16 protein-coding genes are annotated in these 16,136 nt (G+C 42.9%); 13 read left to right on the forward strand and 3 right to left on the reverse strand.

Annotated features, from left to right (window positions below; genetic code table 11):
* The first annotated feature begins 12 nt into the window (after window positions 1-12).
* From QNH28_RS13385 to QNH28_RS13395, 3 genes are all read left to right on the forward strand, one after another.
* Entirely contained in the window at window positions 13-777 is a 765-nt protein-coding gene (locus QNH28_RS13385; RefSeq protein WP_283911776.1) for a M15 family metallopeptidase, read from the forward strand.
* Between the two features lie 126 nt (window positions 778-903).
* Window positions 904-1,653: a stalk domain-containing protein gene (locus tag QNH28_RS13390; RefSeq protein WP_283911777.1), complete on the forward strand. Its 750-nt coding sequence runs from the start codon at window positions 904-906 to the stop codon at window positions 1,651-1,653.
* A 478-nt stretch (window positions 1,654-2,131) separates the two neighbouring features.
* Window positions 2,132-3,631: a DHA2 family efflux MFS transporter permease subunit gene (locus tag QNH28_RS13395; RefSeq protein ID WP_283911778.1), complete on the forward strand. Its 1,500-nt coding sequence runs from the start codon at window positions 2,132-2,134 to the stop codon at window positions 3,629-3,631.
* A gap of 83 nt (window positions 3,632-3,714) precedes the next feature.
* Here the strand turns inward: QNH28_RS13395 and QNH28_RS13400 are convergent, their stop codons facing one another.
* Complete coding sequence (locus QNH28_RS13400) at window positions 3,715-4,608, reverse strand: DMT family transporter (RefSeq protein ID WP_283911779.1); 894 nt, start codon at window positions 4,606-4,608, stop codon at window positions 3,715-3,717.
* 129 nt (window positions 4,609-4,737) lie between these two features.
* Here QNH28_RS13400 and QNH28_RS13405 point away from each other — a divergent pair, with 129 nt between their 5' ends.
* The 6 genes from QNH28_RS13405 (at window position 4,738) to QNH28_RS13430 (ending at window position 10,944) form a co-directional block, all read left to right on the forward strand.
* Window positions 4,738-5,613, forward strand: a complete 876-nt coding sequence (locus QNH28_RS13405) for a LysR family transcriptional regulator (RefSeq protein ID WP_283911780.1) — start codon at window positions 4,738-4,740, stop codon at window positions 5,611-5,613.
* Window positions 5,614-5,723: 110 nt separating this feature from the next.
* Complete coding sequence (locus QNH28_RS13410) at window positions 5,724-6,824, forward strand: LacI family DNA-binding transcriptional regulator (RefSeq protein WP_283912141.1); 1,101 nt, start codon at window positions 5,724-5,726, stop codon at window positions 6,822-6,824.
* 1 nt (window position 6,825) lies between these two features.
* On the forward strand, window positions 6,826-7,986 hold the full coding sequence (locus tag QNH28_RS13415) for a Gfo/Idh/MocA family protein (protein ID WP_283911781.1): 1,161 nt from the start codon (window positions 6,826-6,828) through the stop codon (window positions 7,984-7,986).
* A gap of 208 nt (window positions 7,987-8,194) precedes the next feature.
* On the forward strand, window positions 8,195-8,917 hold the full coding sequence (locus QNH28_RS13420; RefSeq protein WP_283911782.1) for a ThuA domain-containing protein: 723 nt from the start codon (window positions 8,195-8,197) through the stop codon (window positions 8,915-8,917).
* 20 nt (window positions 8,918-8,937) lie between these two features.
* Window positions 8,938-10,041, forward strand: a complete 1,104-nt coding sequence (locus tag QNH28_RS13425) for a Gfo/Idh/MocA family protein (protein WP_283911783.1) — start codon at window positions 8,938-8,940, stop codon at window positions 10,039-10,041.
* Window positions 10,042-10,116: 75 nt separating this feature from the next.
* Complete coding sequence (locus tag QNH28_RS13430; RefSeq protein WP_283911784.1) at window positions 10,117-10,944, forward strand: hypothetical protein; 828 nt, start codon at window positions 10,117-10,119, stop codon at window positions 10,942-10,944.
* Window positions 10,945-11,008: 64 nt separating this feature from the next.
* Here the strand turns inward: QNH28_RS13430 and QNH28_RS13435 are convergent, their stop codons facing one another.
* Window positions 11,009-11,893 carry a helix-turn-helix domain-containing protein gene (locus tag QNH28_RS13435; protein ID WP_283911785.1) on the reverse strand — a complete coding sequence of 295 codons (885 nt, stop codon included), beginning with the start codon at window positions 11,891-11,893 and terminating at the stop codon, window positions 11,009-11,011.
* Between the two features lie 123 nt (window positions 11,894-12,016).
* Here QNH28_RS13435 and QNH28_RS13440 point away from each other — a divergent pair, with 123 nt between their 5' ends.
* From QNH28_RS13440 to QNH28_RS13455, 4 genes are all read left to right on the forward strand, one after another.
* The gene (locus QNH28_RS13440; protein ID WP_283911786.1) at window positions 12,017-12,904 is read left to right on the forward strand and encodes a sugar phosphate isomerase/epimerase family protein; all 888 of its coding nucleotides are present in this window, start codon (window positions 12,017-12,019) and stop codon (window positions 12,902-12,904) included.
* 18 nt (window positions 12,905-12,922) lie between these two features.
* Window positions 12,923-13,969 carry a Gfo/Idh/MocA family protein gene (locus QNH28_RS13445; protein ID WP_283912142.1) on the forward strand — a complete coding sequence of 349 codons (1,047 nt, stop codon included), beginning with the start codon at window positions 12,923-12,925 and terminating at the stop codon, window positions 13,967-13,969.
* 78 nt (window positions 13,970-14,047) lie between these two features.
* Window positions 14,048-14,743, forward strand: a complete 696-nt coding sequence (locus QNH28_RS13450; protein WP_283911787.1) for an HAD family hydrolase — start codon at window positions 14,048-14,050, stop codon at window positions 14,741-14,743.
* A 24-nt stretch (window positions 14,744-14,767) separates the two neighbouring features.
* Window positions 14,768-15,241 (forward strand): GNAT family N-acetyltransferase, encoded by a 474-nt coding sequence (locus tag QNH28_RS13455; protein WP_283911788.1) that lies wholly within the window; start codon window positions 14,768-14,770, stop codon window positions 15,239-15,241.
* A 72-nt stretch (window positions 15,242-15,313) separates the two neighbouring features.
* Here QNH28_RS13455 and QNH28_RS13460 read toward each other — a convergent pair whose 3' ends face one another.
* The gene (locus tag QNH28_RS13460; RefSeq protein WP_283911789.1) at window positions 15,314-16,072 is read right to left on the reverse strand and encodes a hypothetical protein; all 759 of its coding nucleotides are present in this window, start codon (window positions 16,070-16,072) and stop codon (window positions 15,314-15,316) included.
* Between the last annotated feature and the right edge of the window lie 64 nt (window positions 16,073-16,136).

Genomic DNA, 16,136 nt, shown 5'->3' on the forward strand with positions numbered 1-16,136 from the left:
AGGCGGGATCAATTGAGAATAGGATCTAGAGGAACAAGAATTGCAGCTTTCGCAGTTGTGCTGTTGTTGTGGACAAACACTATGTTTATGGGCAGTGCTGATGCTGCTTATGTCGGCACTTCAACAGACTCTGTGCTACAGCAGATGCAATTGGAGAGGAAGAACCATTTACCGCAAGGTTTTGTCTATCTGGATGAAGTAATTCCTACGGCACAATATGAGATTCGATACTACGGGGATAACAATTTTGTAGGGAAGCGGATTGATGGCTATAAGGCGCCTTTAGCGATATTCTCGCGGACAGCGGCAACGTCTTTGAAAGCTGTAAGTGAGGATTTAGCAAAGAAAGGGTATATTCTTAAAATCTATGATGCTTACCGTCCGCAGACGGCTGTGAATCATTTTGTGAGATGGTCACAGAATGCCATAGATACTAAGATGAAACAGCAGTATTATCCGCGACTAGATAAACGTAATCTCTTCAAACTAGGATTTATAGCTAAAAAATCGGGCCATTCCAGAGGTAGCACCGTAGATTTAACGATCGTAAATAAAGAGACGGGAGCTGAAGTAGATATGGGCAGCCCGTTTGATTTTTTCGGAGACATCTCTTATTACGATACGTCCTTAATTAACAAGACTCAGAAAGCAAATCGGGCAATCCTCAAAGAGGCGATGGTAAAACAGGGATTTAAACCTTACAGTAAAGAATGGTGGCATTTTACGTTGATCAAGGAACCTTATCCTAGACAATACTTTGACTTCAAAGTGGAATAACCTAGAACTTGAATGTCCATGTAAGAAGCGATTCACTTTTTTTGTAGAGCTTTACTACCATTAGGATTAGCAGATGCTGGAAACGCACATAATACTAATAGTCAAAAAAAGGGAGGTTTCGAACGGATGAACAAAATCGCGGTTGTTGTGGTGTTAAGTGTACTGTTATTGGTAAATGGATTTGGTGGAACTACCTATTCTACAGCTTGGGCAGATTCTAGTGAAGTGAAGGTAGTTTTGAATGGTCAGGTTCTGAAATCAGATCAATATTCAGCGTACCCTAACGGTTCTACGGTCATGCTACCCCTAAGAGAGGCATCAAGCGTATTGAAATATCAAACTACTTATCAAAAAAGTACGGACACCATTACATTAAGTGGAGTCAAACAAAAGATTGAATATAAAGTAGGAGACGACCATATTACCATTAACGATACAGAGAAAAGAGATTTTAAGGATAATGTTGTGTTTAAAAAGGAACACTTATATGTCCCGCTTTCTTTTTTCACTAGTGTAGGACTGGTAACCTCCTATAATGCTGACGCTAATCTAGTGGAAGTTTATGCGCCCGAGGTTACAGCAAGTGTGATAGCTGGACTGCTGAGCACTGGACAATTCCAGGAATTAGAGAATCGATTCTTTAGCGATGAGATGAAGCGTTCACTTTCCGCAACGGGTTTACAGAAATATTGGGCTGACTTTACTGCACGAGCTGGTACTTACCATGGTATAAAGTCTACTGAAAGTAGTCAAAAAGAAGATCAAATGTCAATACAATGTGTACTCGGCTTCGCTGTAACGGATGCATCCCTTGAGTTTGTTCTGAATAAGTCTGGTAAGATTGTTGAAATAAAGGGAAACCTTCCTTCCATTTAGTCTGGAGAATATTAATGATATAGTTTAAGGCAAAAGGCTATGCGTGTGTTCCTTAAGAAGAATTTTCTTATTGGGACCATGCCTAGTCTTTTTTTTGGTTTTCATTAGATATTCTGGGATTTAAAGGGGGGTATTGTAGTATGTGCAATAGAATCTCTCTTTTTTACACGAAGATAGTGTTCTACTGCACTTGGTACATTAGATTCAGACAAAAACCCTCTGAAAGGGTAATTCTCACGTTTCTGAGTGTAAAGAATGCAACAGAATGTGTATATCACCTCTATAATCGAAATTCTATTGCACAAAATGCAACGTGAGAATACACAAACTTCATTTCATCCATCGATCGTAAATGTAATGTATTTTTATTGTAAAAAAGGGTTTTATTTGTTGACTTTCACATTCATCGAAGGTAAATTAAAATTTGAAATAATCGTTAAAGCATTTAACTAAATTAGAGAAAAGAGTGGAGTACTGGATGACAAAATCAATTACTCAGAGTAGCCCGACAGAAGAAAGGCCATTCTCACTAAGAGCTATCCTCCCCCCGCTTCTTGCTATTATCGTCGGAATGATTATGGTTATTTTGGATGGAACCGTCGTGAATGTGGCTATACCCAAACTGGTGGACTATTTTTCTTCAGATCTAAAAACGATTCAGTGGGCGATTACCGGTTACACGTTAGCTTTAGCTGCTGTAATACCTCTCGCAGGCTGGATGACTGATCGCTTCGGGTCAAAACAGGTGTTTCTAGTGACGCTCACGTTGTTCATTCTTGGCTCCATGTTATGTTCCGTGGCTCAAACTTCTTCGCAGCTTGTTATTTTTCGTGTGATCCAAGGACTTGGTGGGGGGATGGTAGCTCCTATTGGGATGGCTATGGTGTTTAAGTTAGCTCCAGCAGAACGAAGAGGGTCGATTATGGGAATGCTTGGGATTCCCATGCTGCTTGCTCCTGCACTTGGTCCAATATTGTCCGGATGGCTTGTTGAATATGTTAGCTGGCATTGGATCTTCTTGATTAACGTGCCAATTGGGATTGTTGGTATTATTCTTGGTGTTAAGTATTTGCCCAAGACGGAGAAGATCGGTAAAGGCAACCTCGATATACTAGGCATTATACTGGCTCCGATTGCGTTCTCCATGCTGGCTTATGGGGTAAATGAAGGTGGTGCGAATAGCTGGTCATCCACTCCAGCGATCCTCGGTTTATCTGTTGGGGGTGTTGCACTGATTCTATTTATAATCGTTGAACTGCGGCATAAACAGCCTTTGCTGGATCTTCGTGTTTTTCGCTCCTCAGATTTCACCCGCGGCATTATTTTAACATGGGTCATGCAAGCCGCATTGTTTGGTTCCATGCTGTTCGTGCCGCTATACTTACAGCAGATTCGGACTTATACACCCCTAGAGACGGGGCTAATTCTGCTTCCGCAAGCTTTAGCTTGTGTAATCGGCATGCCGCTTGGTGGGAAATTGTTCGATAAGATAGGGGCGCGACCACTGGCTTTTGTGGGTCTGAGCATCATTACGGTTACCTTGTTCCTCCTATCGGGGATTACGATGACAACAAGTCTAAACACAATTATGGTGTATCTTGCATTATTAGGGTTCGGGATGGGTATAGCAATGATGCCGCTCAATACACATGTTCTGAATGCCGCGCCGCGTGAATTGGTAAGCCGTGTCACATCTCTTACCGCAGCGGCACAACAGGTGGTTGTGGCTTTTGCCGTAGCAGGCTTGACGGGCTATCTGACAAGTCAAATCACTGTGCACATGGGCGCTTTAAAAGCAGGAAGCAATCCTTTGACAGCTGCAGTTCTGGGCTTTGATGATGTATTCTTCCTATCTGGCTGTATAGCTGTACTCGGTGTACTCATGAGTATTATCCTGCGCAAACCGAAGCTTTCCTCAAATGATTCCTCCTCTGAAGAGAGTCAGAAGGCAGATGCGGCAATGATGATGGGACATTAGTTCATACATTATTCCTAGATAATATAAAAAGGGGTCGTTTAGCTTGTTAGCTAACGACCCCTTTTTTGTATGAGAAAATCATCCTATAGATGTTCTGGTTTCTTCTGAGCCAACCTAGGGCTGAACGTAACTTTACCGAGTAGCTCCGAGGCTATAATCCCCAGTAGAACAAGGGCTGCACCAGCATATCCTTGCATCGATAGCTTTTCAGCGGCGAACCAATAGCCAAACAGCGCGGCGAATACCGGCTCAAGGGAGAAGATCAGTCCGGTGCGTGTAGGCGAAGTATATTTTTGAGCAATGGGTTGTAGGATGAAGCCACAGGCACTACACAGAATCCCAAGTGCGAGGATCGCTGCCCATGCCGGTAAAGTCGAAGGAAGCGAAGGTGTCTCGAACAATGCAGATAACACTAAAGCAAACCCTCCGGCAAAACCTAACTGTAAGATTCCAATATTCAGTGAATCACACTCTTTTACCGCCTTACCAGTAAATAAGATCTGTACCGCATAGAACACCGCCGAAAGAATACAAAGGAAGTCACCTGGCCCAATTTTCAAGGTAGCATTCAATGTAAGAAGTCCAATACCAGCTATAGCGAGTACGGAGCCGAAGACTTGCGGAGGTGCGACTCTTTTTTTGAAAAGTATACGATCTAGTATCGGTACAAATATGACTGTCAGGGCTACTAAAAATCCAGCGTTGGAGGTTGTTGTGGTCTTCAGTCCGAACGTTATACATGTAAACACGCCGAGGAGTAAGAATCCTAGTAGAGCACCATATTTTAATGTTTTGATGTCGACTTTTCTTAAACGTTTGTGGAAGATCATTGCGGCTAATATAAAAGCAAGTCCGAAGCGGAGTGCAATCAGATTGAATTCGCCTAACGTGCCTAACCCCATTTTCATAAATATGTAGGAGGAACCCCAAAATAATGTTACAACTAACAGCATCAGCTCAGCTTTGAGCGGTTTCATCTCGTCATCCATCCTTCTTCATTTTCAACTCAATTTAGTATAATACGGCTCTATACATAAGGTAACTGAATGTTTATCATAGGATACATGAGTAAAACTTATGTAATTAATAAAGGTGAGGGATAAAGGTTGAGCATTAATAAATATGAGATTTTTCTCAAGGTTGTAGAGCTAGGGAGCTTAACAAAAGCAGCAGAGGTGCTGGGCTTTACGCAATCTGGAATTAGTCACACGATTAGTAGCTTGGAAATGGAGTTTGGTTTCACGTTATTAATTAGAAATAGATCTGGCGTTAAATTGACGGTAAATGGAGAGCAAGTACTACAGCCTATCCGTGAAATTCTAAAGTGGAATGAAAAATTGAAGCAAGAGGTAGCAGATATACATGGGCTAGAGGTCGGGACCATTACCATCGGTACATTCACCAGTGTATCTGTGCATTGGCTGCCAGGGATGATTAAGCAATTTCGCAGGGAGTACCCCTATATCGAAATCAGGTTGATGGAAGGTGGTTACTTAGAGGTTGAGCAATGGATCGAGGCTGGAGTCGTTGACTGTGGTTTTATTTCTCTGCCTACGCGTGAGAAGTTCGAAGTGATTCCTTTAAAAAAGGACCGGATGCTAGGCATCGTAGCCAAAGAAAATCCGCTTAGTGCAGAACCGTTTCTGTCCTTATCCCAAATTGCTAAAGAGGATTTTATCATCCCGAAGGCAGGTTCAGATTATGATGTTAGACGTGTGCTGGATAAGGCGGGCATCAAACCGAATATTAAGTTTTCAGCAGGTGATGACTATGCCATTATGGCCATGGTGGAGAAGGGGCTTGGAATTAGTATTTTGCCAGAGCTTGTATTAACTCGTCAGAATTATAATGTAACGATGCTTGAATTAGAGGAACGTAGTTTCAGATCACTGGGGATTGCTGTACATACCATGAAATACGCCTCTCCTGCCACTAAAAAATTCCTGAAGCATGTACAAACGTGGTTGTTGGGGAATCCCTGAACACAGAGAGTACACCGTTTCGATGAGCAAATCCCCTGATTAATTCAGGGGATTTGCTCATTCGTGAATATCCAAAATAAGGGTTGACGAAGGGCATGGTTCATGAGAGAATGTACGCGCGTACATCAATTGAATGCGCTTTCGTAGGAGGGATTTCTATCGCCAGCCGTAAAGAGGTTGCCGAGCTTGCCGGAGTCTCAGAAGCTACAGTCTCTCGCGTGTTAAACAACGTAGGACCGCTCAAGGAAGAAACGAAGGAACGTGTGTTGGCAGCTGCGCTCAAGCTTGGATATACCCCTAGTTCACTCGCTCAGAGCTTTGCACGTAGAAGGAGTGGAAATCTCGGAGTTGTAATGCCTTATTTGCCAAAAGCTCGCTTGTTATCCACTTATTATTTTTCAGAAATATTAAGTGGAGTTGGGAGTAAGGCGCGAGAAGAGGGTTATGATCTGTTAATGCTGTTTCGAAATGCCGAAGAGCTAATGGACTATAACGAATTGTTTAAGATGCGGAAGATTGATGCGTGTATTGTACTCGGTGCAAAAGAAGAGCCGGGTGAGATAGCCTCACTTCGCCGTTTGAAGGAGGAGGGTCATCCGTTTTGCCTGATTAATCAGCATTTTGAAGGAGAGGCTTTTCACGAGGTGGATGCTGATCATGTCGAAGGAAGCTGGCAAGCAGTCAGGCACTTACTGGATCAGGGCTTTACGAGGATTGCTTTTCTAAACGGGCCAGCATCTTATTCGAACAGTCGAGATCGCTTAACTGGTTATTTGCGCGCTTTGGAGGAGTCTAACCTTCCTTTGGATGAAACACTTCTATTTGAAGGTAACTTCAGTCGTAAAAGCGGTGCTATTGCTGCCAAGGAGATGTTGCCTCTGCTGAATGAGATTGATGCGATTGTAGCTGCCAATGATCGAATGGCTATTGGGCTGCAGCAAGGTCTGCAGGAGTTAGGCATCCCAAGGGATCTCATTCCAGCCATCGTGGGTTATGATGATTCAGATGCGGCTGAACTTACTACACCAGCCTTAAGCAGTGTGCGTGTTCCCTTTTATGAACTAGGAGAAATTGCTGTAACTAAGGTACTAGAGTTGCTGGGTTGTAGCCTCTCAGATTCAGCAGCGACCTCTCAAGTCATCCAAATTAAATTACCGACTATACTAGTAATTCGAGCTTCATCTAAATCTAAGAAATCTGAGGAGGAATAAGATGAAACAGCTTCGCGTTGGAATGATCGGTTATAAATTTATGGGCAAGGCGCATAGTAATGCTTACCGCAGTTTGCCAATGTTTTTCCCGAAAGCGCTTAAACCTGAGATGTCTGTGATTTGTGGACGGAATGCTGAGGCGCTTGAAGAGGCTGCTACTCAGTTAGGATGGTCGGATTGTGTTACGGATTGGAAAGATCTAATCGCTCGTGAGGATGTTGATCTTATTGATATAAATGCCCCTAGTAATGCACATAAGGAGATTGCTCTAGCAGCAGCCAAAGCTGGCAAACATATTTTTTGTGAAAAACCACTCGCGCTGACCTTGGCGGACTCCCGTGAAATGCTACAAGCCGCTGAAGATGCAGGGGTTACACATATGGTTGGTTTTAATTATCGCTTTTCACCGGCGGTTAGACTTGCTAAGAAGCTAGTAGAGAGCGGGCGGCTTGGGAAGATCTATCATTTTCGTGCTTGGTTCCTACAAGACTGGATTATTGATCCGGAGTTCCCGTTAGTGTGGAGATTGCAGAAGGAGATTGCGGGTTCAGGCTCACATGGTGATTTGGGTGCGCATCTCATTGATCTGGCACATTTCTTAGTAGGTGATGTGAAGGAAGTAATCGGCATGAGTGAAACCTTCATTAAAGAACGTCCACTTGCTGCTGAAATGACCGGATTAAGTGCCAAAGGTGATAAGGATGCGCCAAAGGGCAAGGTTACTGTAGATGATGCCACATTGTTTTTAGCCCGTTTTGAAAACGGTGCCTTAGGTAGTTTTGAAGCTACAAGATTCGCAGCAGGTCATCGATCTACTAATTCTTTTGAGATCAACGGAAGTCTTGGTAGTGTGAAATTTGATTTCGAGCGAATGAATGAACTTGAAGTCTATTTAACCTCAGATGCTGAGGATGTACAGGGCTTCCGCCGTGTTCTAGCAACTGACCCTGCTCATGAGTATGCAGAGGCTTGGTGGCCGCCTGGCCATACGATTGGCTTTGAACATACGTTTATTCACGAGATGTTGGAGCTTTCCAACGCGATTGAAGAAGGACGTCAGCCTGTACCTAATTTCCATGATGGAGTGAAATGTCAAGCTGTGCTAGAAGCAGTAGAACGCTCTATTGAACAGCGCCGATGGGTCGATATCTCTGAGATGTAATCAACAAAAATGCGTGTTCAAAAAGTACGGTTTTCAGCACCAAGAAGATTGAAATAAGGCAGAAACTGAGGAGCGGAGCGTAGTGGAAGCTACGTGAGCACCGGAAGTTTCGCCTGAATTCAATATTCCATGTCGAGTAAGCTTCTTGGGCTATTTCGTGATCAAAAGCGGACTTTATGAACAACCTCTATTAGAAGGAGTGCTGAAGATGAGAAAAGCATTGATAGTATGGGGCGGTTGGGACGGTCATGAGCCTGAACAGGTAGCTGATATATTCGCTAAGGTACTGCAAGAGGAACAGTTTGAAGTTGAGGTGTCGAATACACTTGAGGCTTTTGCCGATGCGGAGAAGCTTCTTGGACTAGATTTAATAGTTCCGGTATGGACGATGGGTACAATCGAACAGAATCTTGTGAATAATGTCTCTGCAGCTGTTCAGAACGGAACGGGTCTTGCGGGTTGCCATGGCGGGATGTGTGATTCTTTCCGAAATAATGTAGATTGGCAGTTTATGACAGGAGGGCAATGGGTAGCTCATCCCGGCAATGACGGAGTTAACTATACCGTAGAGATTCGTCAAAGCTCAAGTCCTTTGGTAGATGGAATAGAAGATTTCACCGTGTGCTCAGAGCAATATTATCTGCATGTAGATCCCGCTGTAGAAGTACTTGCAACGACTCGCTTTCCAGTTGTTGAAGGCCCACATTCCTTCAACAAAGCCGTGGATATGCCAGTAGCTTGGACTAAACGTTGGGGTCATGGCAGAGTGTATTATAATTCACTCGGACATCATGCCGATATTGTAGCTATGCCACAGGTAAAGGAAATGATGCGCAGAGGACTGCTATGGGCTGCCGAGGGTAAAGCTCACGCGCAATCCCATATTTCAGCGGTTAGTAGTAGCTATAGCGGAATGGCAGACAGTCAATAATCTCTGGGAGCGATCATCGAATGGATAAAGTCAAAGTAGGCATTATCGGATGCGGTAAAATCAGTAGTATCTATATGGAGAACTGTCAGAAGTTCGAGATTCTGGATCTAGTTGCGTGTGCGGACTTGGACTTGGATAGAGCGAAGGAACAAGCCGATATATACAATATTCCAAGCGTTTACACCACAGAGCAATTACTGAATGATCCAGAGATAGAGATCGTTATCAATTTGACGATTCCAGCTGTTCATGCGGATGTATGCCTGAAAGCTATCGAAGCGGGCAAACATGTGTACGTTGAGAAACCTCTGGCTGTGACGAGAGAAGAAGGACGCCAAGTTCTGTCTGCGGCACGAGAAAAAGGCGTGCTTGTGGGTAGCGCACCGGAAACTTTCCTCGGAACCGGCATTCAGACGGCGCTCAAATTGATCGATGAGGGTGTAATTGGTCACCCCGTTGCAGCCACCTCGTTTATGATGGGTCGTGGACATGAGCATTGGCATCCAGATCCTGAATTCTACTATGCTGCTGGAGGAGGTCCAATGTTCGATATGGGACCATACTATTTGACTGCATTGGTGCAGTTATTGGGTCCAATTCGTACGGTTAGCGGGATGACTGGAAAAGCGCTAGAAGAACGTACGATTACAAGTGAGAAGAAATCGGGTAATAAAATTCCTGTTCAAATTCCAACTCACGTTGCCGGAACATTAAGATTTGCGAATGGTGCCATTGCAACGGTGATTACAAGCTTTGATATCTTTGGCGGAAGTAATCTGCCGCATATAGAAATCTATGGAACACTTGGAACGATACAGGTTCCAGATCCAAATAACTTTGGAGGTCCAGTGAAGTACCGCCTATTGGGTGAGAATGACTGGACGGAACAGCCGCTACTACCTGGATATGACCAGAACACACGGGGGATTGGTCCAGCAGATATGGCTTATGCCATTCGCACAGGGAGAGCACATCGCGCCAGTGGCGAGCTTGCTTATCATGTGCTGGAAGCGATGTGGGCATTCCATGATTCTTCAGATGCTCATTCATTCTACGAAATGGAGAGCACCTGCACTCGACCTGAAGCTCTTCCGATTGGACTCGCACCTTATACATTGGATTAGAGTGTTCTTGCTGAATCTGCAACCTATCACTTCCAATCTCCGTTTGAGAAGATAAAGAGTGAGGGAGTGATAAGGATGCATAAGATGATTAGTGGCTGGATACGGATTTCAGCTGTTATCCTGTTCATAAGTGGTTGTTCAGAAGATCAACAATCGAATAAGGAGCCGGCTCCAGCTGCTGCAATTACTGTAACTCCAGATGTGTTGGCTACTGCGAGCGCTGGAATAGAAGATCCTGAAGCTGAAAAAGTGCTCTACTCCAGCGATCCTGAAGCGGTCAAAGCTTTTCTATCGGCTCAGAAGATTCCTAACGGAGATATTTATCTACAGGATAATAAGGTTCATATCAATATCGTGGGTTTGAACTCGCAGATTGAGCAGTGGTTTGCTCAGACTTTCGCGGCAGGTACTTATGAGCTCCATGATGTCAAATATTCGATGCAAGAGTTATTAGCCGCACAAGAGCTTTTGCATAAACAAGAACTCTACCAGAAGCTTAATCTATACGGTTCCGGTGTGGACACGATTGGTAATAAAGTAACGATTACAATTCCGTCTGATTATGCTGAAACGGCCAAGCTTGAGATAGAAAAGCGGATCGATCCGGATATGTTGATCTACGACATTTCAGAGCTAGGCGAACCACATGTAGTAGGTCAAATCGTAGATATCGATACTAAACAGAAGAAACGGATTCTCATCCTTGAACCTGGCATGGAAGATCCCTCTTACTGGTTCTCATTTAATCCCAAGTCAACAATATTTAATGAAGCTGGAGAATCGATTAGCTTTAAGAATTTGAAGGTTGGACAGCAGGTTGAGCTATGGAGTACCGGTATGGTGGAAGAATCCTTTCCCGCGCTTGCAAATGTGCGGAGGCTAGAGCTTGCTGCTACGGAATAATCCTATCAGCACCGTTTGCGAGAGGCGAACGGTGCTATTTTTTTGTGCACAGAGACCGAATCTCCTATTTCCGAACTCTTGAAGGGGTAATGCCTTTATACTGCTTGTACAGCTTGGTAAAATAATTGGGATTGTCGCAGCCCACTCTCCCGGCAATCTCAGTCACTGTGAAATCTGTCTCGAGCAGCAATCGTTCCGCTTCATTTACTCGACAAAGATTAACATAATCGATAAAGGTTCGGCCCGTTAGCTTCTTAAAGGTTTTGCAGAAATGATAAGGATTTAGATTTACGGATCTAGCGGCGTTTTCTACAGTCATTTTGTCATCGAAATGGTTCTCCAAGTACTCTAGAAGTGGCTTAAAACGCTCGCGATTAAAGGAGTGACGCTCATTCGTTCTACCGGATACTTGTTCAGGCAGGAAAGTGCGAGAGAGCAGCACAAAGAGTAAATGCAGTTGATTCTTGATGACCAGTTGAAAAGCTGGCCCTTTCTGCAACACTTCATCAACAATGGTATCCAGAAGAGAATAATAAGTGGAGCAGGTCGGTACAAGCTCTGTAGGTTTGACTGGCAGCTGATAACGATTCTCTAAATAGGGGACTACAAACTGCTCATGTTGAGGATCTTGCTTCCAATCCTTAAATAAAGAACTATGAAATACGACGGATATAAAACGGATATGATCATCTCGCAGACTGTACCCAACATGCAATCCTCCAGAAGGAACAAACAGTACCTCTCCGGGATGCAGTTCGTAGGGTTTACTGTCCACATGAAAGATAGCGCTACCTTCCTGCATGATGATGATTTCGAAATGCTCATGCCAGTGCAAAAATAGGATATTCTGGCCGATCTTTGCGTTCTTGCATTCATTAAAAAATAATCGGAATGGGTATGTTTTTTCTTCTAATTGAGGATATTCTTTAAGATCATTAGGGTAACTCATATTTCGCACAACTCCCACAAGATACGACTATATAAACACAAGATTATAAGAGTTTTAAGCTCAGAATCAGTATATACTCGGGTTATAGCACTTACTATAAACCAATATTGGAGTGGTCACAAGATGAAGGATACAATGCGAATTGGAACATTAGTAGGCGGCGGAGATGCTGTCAGAGTGATTCCGCAAATTGTAGGACATGGATTTGAATCTTTTAGCTTAACCTTCTGGCAAACTACAGGAAAAACAGATCTCGTGGAAACTGGAAAGCGTGTGCAAGAGCTAGCAGCAGAACATGACTTCGTGATCTCATCTATTGGGATCTTCGGCAATCCTTTGATGAATACTGGTGATAATTCCGATGCAATTGCGAGCTGGGAGCGACTGATTGATCATGCTCATTTGTTCGGAACGGATATGGTATCAGGTTTTACAGGAAGGCTGCCAGGGGTGTCCATTGATGAATCCATTCCGAAGTTTACCGAGGTATTTGGAGAGTTGTCCAAAAGAGCAGCGGATCGCGGTTTGCGAATCGCTTTTGAGAACTGTTCCATGGGTGGAGACTGGGGATCGGGTGACTGGAATATTGCTCACAATCCATTAGCTTGGGAGAAGATGTTCAATGCTGTGCCTGTTGATAATATAGGGCTCGAATGGGAGCCATGTCATCAGATGGTCCAATTGATTGATCCGATTCCGCAGCTTCGTAAATGGACGGACAAGATCTTCCATGTGCATGGTAAAGATGCCACCATCGCTTGGGATATCGTAAAAGAATACGGTATCCACGGGCCAAATCCTTATGTATGGCACCGGACTCCGGGCTTTGGAGATACGAACTGGACCGATGTAATTTCTATTTTGCGTCAAGCAGGCTATAAAGGCACAATTGATATTGAAGGCTGGCATGATCCTGTTTATCGGGATGAGCTGGAAATGATGGGACAAGTACATGCTTTGAATTATTTAAAACAATGCCGGGGCGGTAGCTTTGTACCTAATCCGCTGTAACCGTAGAGGGGGAGAATGATGACAGCACAGTACCGTGTAGCGGTTGCAGGTTGCGGAGGGATGGCTAACGCCTGGATTGAATACGTTTTATCACGTTCGGATACTCAGATTGTTGCTCTTGTAGATATACGATTGGAGTCAGCACAAGCAATGGCAGCAAAGCATGAGATTTCCTGTCTAACGTTTACTGACATTAAAGAAGCGATTCAGGCGACTGGAGCTAATCTTGTGTTTGACGTTACAGTTCCGGGAAGCCATTACAGCATTTCTAGCACTGCATTAGAACTCGGATGTAATGTGTTTAGTGAGAAACCACTGGCCGAGACTATGGAAGAGTGTACTAAGATTGTTGAGATCTCAGAAAGAACCGGAAAAGCTCATGCTGTGATGCAGAATCGGCGATATGATCCGCGTATTCGTTCTTTACGCAACTTAATCGAGTCTGACACCATTGGGAGAGTAGGATACATCAGTTCTAGCTTTTTCCTCGGCGCTCATTTCGGAGGGTTCCGTGATGTCATGGAAAGTCCTCTGCTGCTGGATATGGCGATTCATACCTTTGATCAGGCCCGTTTTATAAGTGGAGCCAATCCGATTTCCGTTTACTGTCAGGAGTTTAATCCTCTGGGATCATGGTATAAGGGGAATGCGTCGGCAGTGTGTATCTTTGAGATGTCGGACGGGTCCGTATTTACTTATCAGGGGTCTTGGTGTGCAGAAGGTGCCTCTACCTCTTGGGAAGCAGCTTGGCGTCTGAATGGGGAAAAAGGAACTGCGATTTGGGATGGTCATGATATGCCATATGCAGAGGTAGTCGTAGCAGGAGATCAGAGTGATAAATTTATTCGTGATGTAGAGCGTGTAAATGGAGAAGCTGTTGATATGGACAAAACCTTCCATCAAGGATGTTTGGAGGAAATGTTCCTGTCACTAGCAGAAGAGCGTCCAGCAGAGACAAATTGTAGAGATAATCGGTATAGTATGGAAATGGTATTCGGAGCGCTGGAAAGTGCTAAAACAGGCCGAAAAATTGATCTAGTGGAGTTCATGTGTACCTCAGAGTGATGAAAACATTTTGTTAATTTTATCCAAACTTTAATGTTCATGTTATGATAGATAAGAACATTATTCGGGGAGGATATTATGTACAAAGCCATTATATTTGATCTAGATAATACATTAATAAATTATAGTACTTGTGAAATCGAAGCGATGAAAAGAACCTGTAACGATCATAATCTCTTCGTAGAAGATATTGAGGCGTGGTCTTTATTTTATGGAGAGTTTTCAGGTCATAATTTTCGCCATTGGATGAACTTTGTGGGTGGTGGTGAGGTGAAGACTATAGGAGAGGTATTGAGGTATTCTTTTAGAGATACCCTTAAACAGGAGGAGCTTTTTCATAGCAAACTGTCAGATACTTATTGGGATTATTTTTGCAATTCCTGTTATTTTGAAGAAGGAGCGGAACAGATCTTAACTTCATTTAAAGATAAGTATGCTCTGGGGATTATCACCAATGGGATCAGTGAGGCACAAAGAAAAAGACTGCAAGCCGGTAAGATCTATGAATTATTCAAATCCATAATGATCTCTGATGAGGTAGGCATCCGAAAACCTGATAAAAAGATTTTTGAAATGTCTTTAATAGATCTACAGCTAAGCAATCATGAAGTGCTGTTCGTTGGGGATTCTTTACAAGATGATTACCATGGTGCTATGAATTCTGACATTGACTTCTGCTATTACAATCGCCAGAATATAGAGGTTCCTAAAGACCTCAAGCCTAACTATATGATTAGTTCTCTTCTGGAGCTTAAAGATGTAGTGGGGTTGTAGCAATGCCAGCAAGGAGAACACATAATGGAAATTAGAGCTTATCAAGAATCGGATATAAGTCAGCTTATCTCATTGTTCTATGAGACGGTTCATTCCGTAAACAAACAACATTATTCACAAGAACAGCTTGATGCTTGGGCACCTAAAGAGGAAAGGGCACTCAAGCTTAATGCTTGGAGCACTTCTTTACTTCAAAATATTACTTATGTAGCCGAAATGAATGGATGGATAGTTGGCTTTTCAGATATGACGGTGGAAGGACACTTGGATCTTCTATATGTCCACAAAGATTTCCAAGGGCAAGGCGTAGCTTCTGCTCTCGTGAACAAGCTTGAAATGGAGGCGAGAGAGCTTGGTCTACATGAAATGGATACCGAAGCAAGTATTACAGCTAGGCCATTTTTTGAACGACATGGATACCCGCTTATTATGAAACAGTGTGTGGAACGAAAAGGGGTATTTTTAGTTAATTATCGGATGCGTAAAAAGTTAATTTAATCAAAAAAAGCAGATTGCTCTAAGGAGCAATCTGCTTTTTGTATCTAATGAAGGAGGATCAATCAACAAGCTTTATTTGGATGAAGAAAAACGATTTATAAAATTAGCGATTCCATTTGGAACGAATTTGTTAACTTCATTATTAAACAAGTCTATATAGTTTGCAGTGATAACTTTACTTGGTACTAACGTTAAATTTGAAAAATATTGCTTATACGCCTTATCATAGGTGGATTTATTCACTTCTTTTTGATTTACATAAAAGCTTGGCATATCATCCGTTTTTTCTTGGTCTGGTATGTCTGCCAAGAAGATCTCTTTATCATTAAATTTGGTTCCTTGAAAATTAATCTCGAAAACCTGCAGATAAGAATTGTACGAGCCACTGCGATCTACAAAAGAAATATAATGTAATGTTCCATCCTTTTTGTTCTTATAGAGATGCAGGCCCCGATTTTCATCGCGCGGTAGAAATCCACTCATACCTGCATTAAATATGCTCTCTGAAATATCCTTCAGTTTTCCTTGGAAATTGAATGGAATGATTTTTCCATTTTGGATGGTTAGAGCAATGTTGATGGGCTGAATGAATCGAAAAGAATACCCCTGTATAAGTTCAGGAGTACCATCAAAGTTCAAATCTACTAAAGTGAAATAATTGTAGTTATCGTCATAAGACCTGTCTCTAGTAGCATCCATTAACGTTTTCTTGATGTACTCAGAGTAAAGTGTGTTCCATGATTTTGCAGTTGCTGCTTTTGCTGACGCAGTAATTGGAATACTCCCCAATAATAAAAGTAATGTTACTATGATCCATGCAGTTCGCTTCATGACTCATTAGCTCCTTATCATATTACTATGTACTGGAAATTAATATTACTATTGTTAGATAATA

The sequence above is a fragment of the Paenibacillus sp. G2S3 genome (assembly GCF_030123105.1).
GTDB lineage: Bacteria > Bacillota > Bacilli > Paenibacillales > Paenibacillaceae > Paenibacillus_AQ.

Excerpts from the sequence above, each read along its gene's own strand:
- QNH28_RS13390 (WP_283911777.1), top strand. The coding sequence starts at position 904 with ATGAACAAAATCGCGGTTGTTGTGGTGTTAAGTGTACTGTTATTGGTA.
- QNH28_RS13395 (WP_283911778.1), top strand. The coding sequence starts at position 2,132 with ATGACAAAATCAATTACTCAGAGTAGCCCGACAGAAGAAAGGCCATTC.
- QNH28_RS13400 (WP_283911779.1), bottom strand. The coding sequence starts at position 4,608 with ATGAAACCGCTCAAAGCTGAGCTGATGCTGTTAGTTGTAACATTATTT.
- QNH28_RS13410 (WP_283912141.1), top strand. The coding sequence starts at position 5,724 with ATGTACGCGCGTACATCAATTGAATGCGCTTTCGTAGGAGGGATTTCT.
- QNH28_RS13415 (WP_283911781.1), top strand. The coding sequence starts at position 6,826 with ATGAAACAGCTTCGCGTTGGAATGATCGGTTATAAATTTATGGGCAAG.
- QNH28_RS13420 (WP_283911782.1), top strand. The coding sequence starts at position 8,195 with ATGAGAAAAGCATTGATAGTATGGGGCGGTTGGGACGGTCATGAGCCT.
- QNH28_RS13425 (WP_283911783.1), top strand. The coding sequence starts at position 8,938 with ATGGATAAAGTCAAAGTAGGCATTATCGGATGCGGTAAAATCAGTAGT.
- QNH28_RS13430 (WP_283911784.1), top strand. The coding sequence starts at position 10,117 with ATGCATAAGATGATTAGTGGCTGGATACGGATTTCAGCTGTTATCCTG.
- QNH28_RS13435 (WP_283911785.1), bottom strand. The coding sequence starts at position 11,893 with ATGAGTTACCCTAATGATCTTAAAGAATATCCTCAATTAGAAGAAAAA.
- QNH28_RS13440 (WP_283911786.1), top strand. The coding sequence starts at position 12,017 with ATGAAGGATACAATGCGAATTGGAACATTAGTAGGCGGCGGAGATGCT.
- QNH28_RS13445 (WP_283912142.1), top strand. The coding sequence starts at position 12,923 with ATGACAGCACAGTACCGTGTAGCGGTTGCAGGTTGCGGAGGGATGGCT.
- QNH28_RS13450 (WP_283911787.1), top strand. The coding sequence starts at position 14,048 with ATGTACAAAGCCATTATATTTGATCTAGATAATACATTAATAAATTAT.
- QNH28_RS13455 (WP_283911788.1), top strand. The coding sequence starts at position 14,768 with ATGGAAATTAGAGCTTATCAAGAATCGGATATAAGTCAGCTTATCTCA.
- QNH28_RS13460 (WP_283911789.1), bottom strand. The coding sequence starts at position 16,072 with ATGAAGCGAACTGCATGGATCATAGTAACATTACTTTTATTATTGGGG.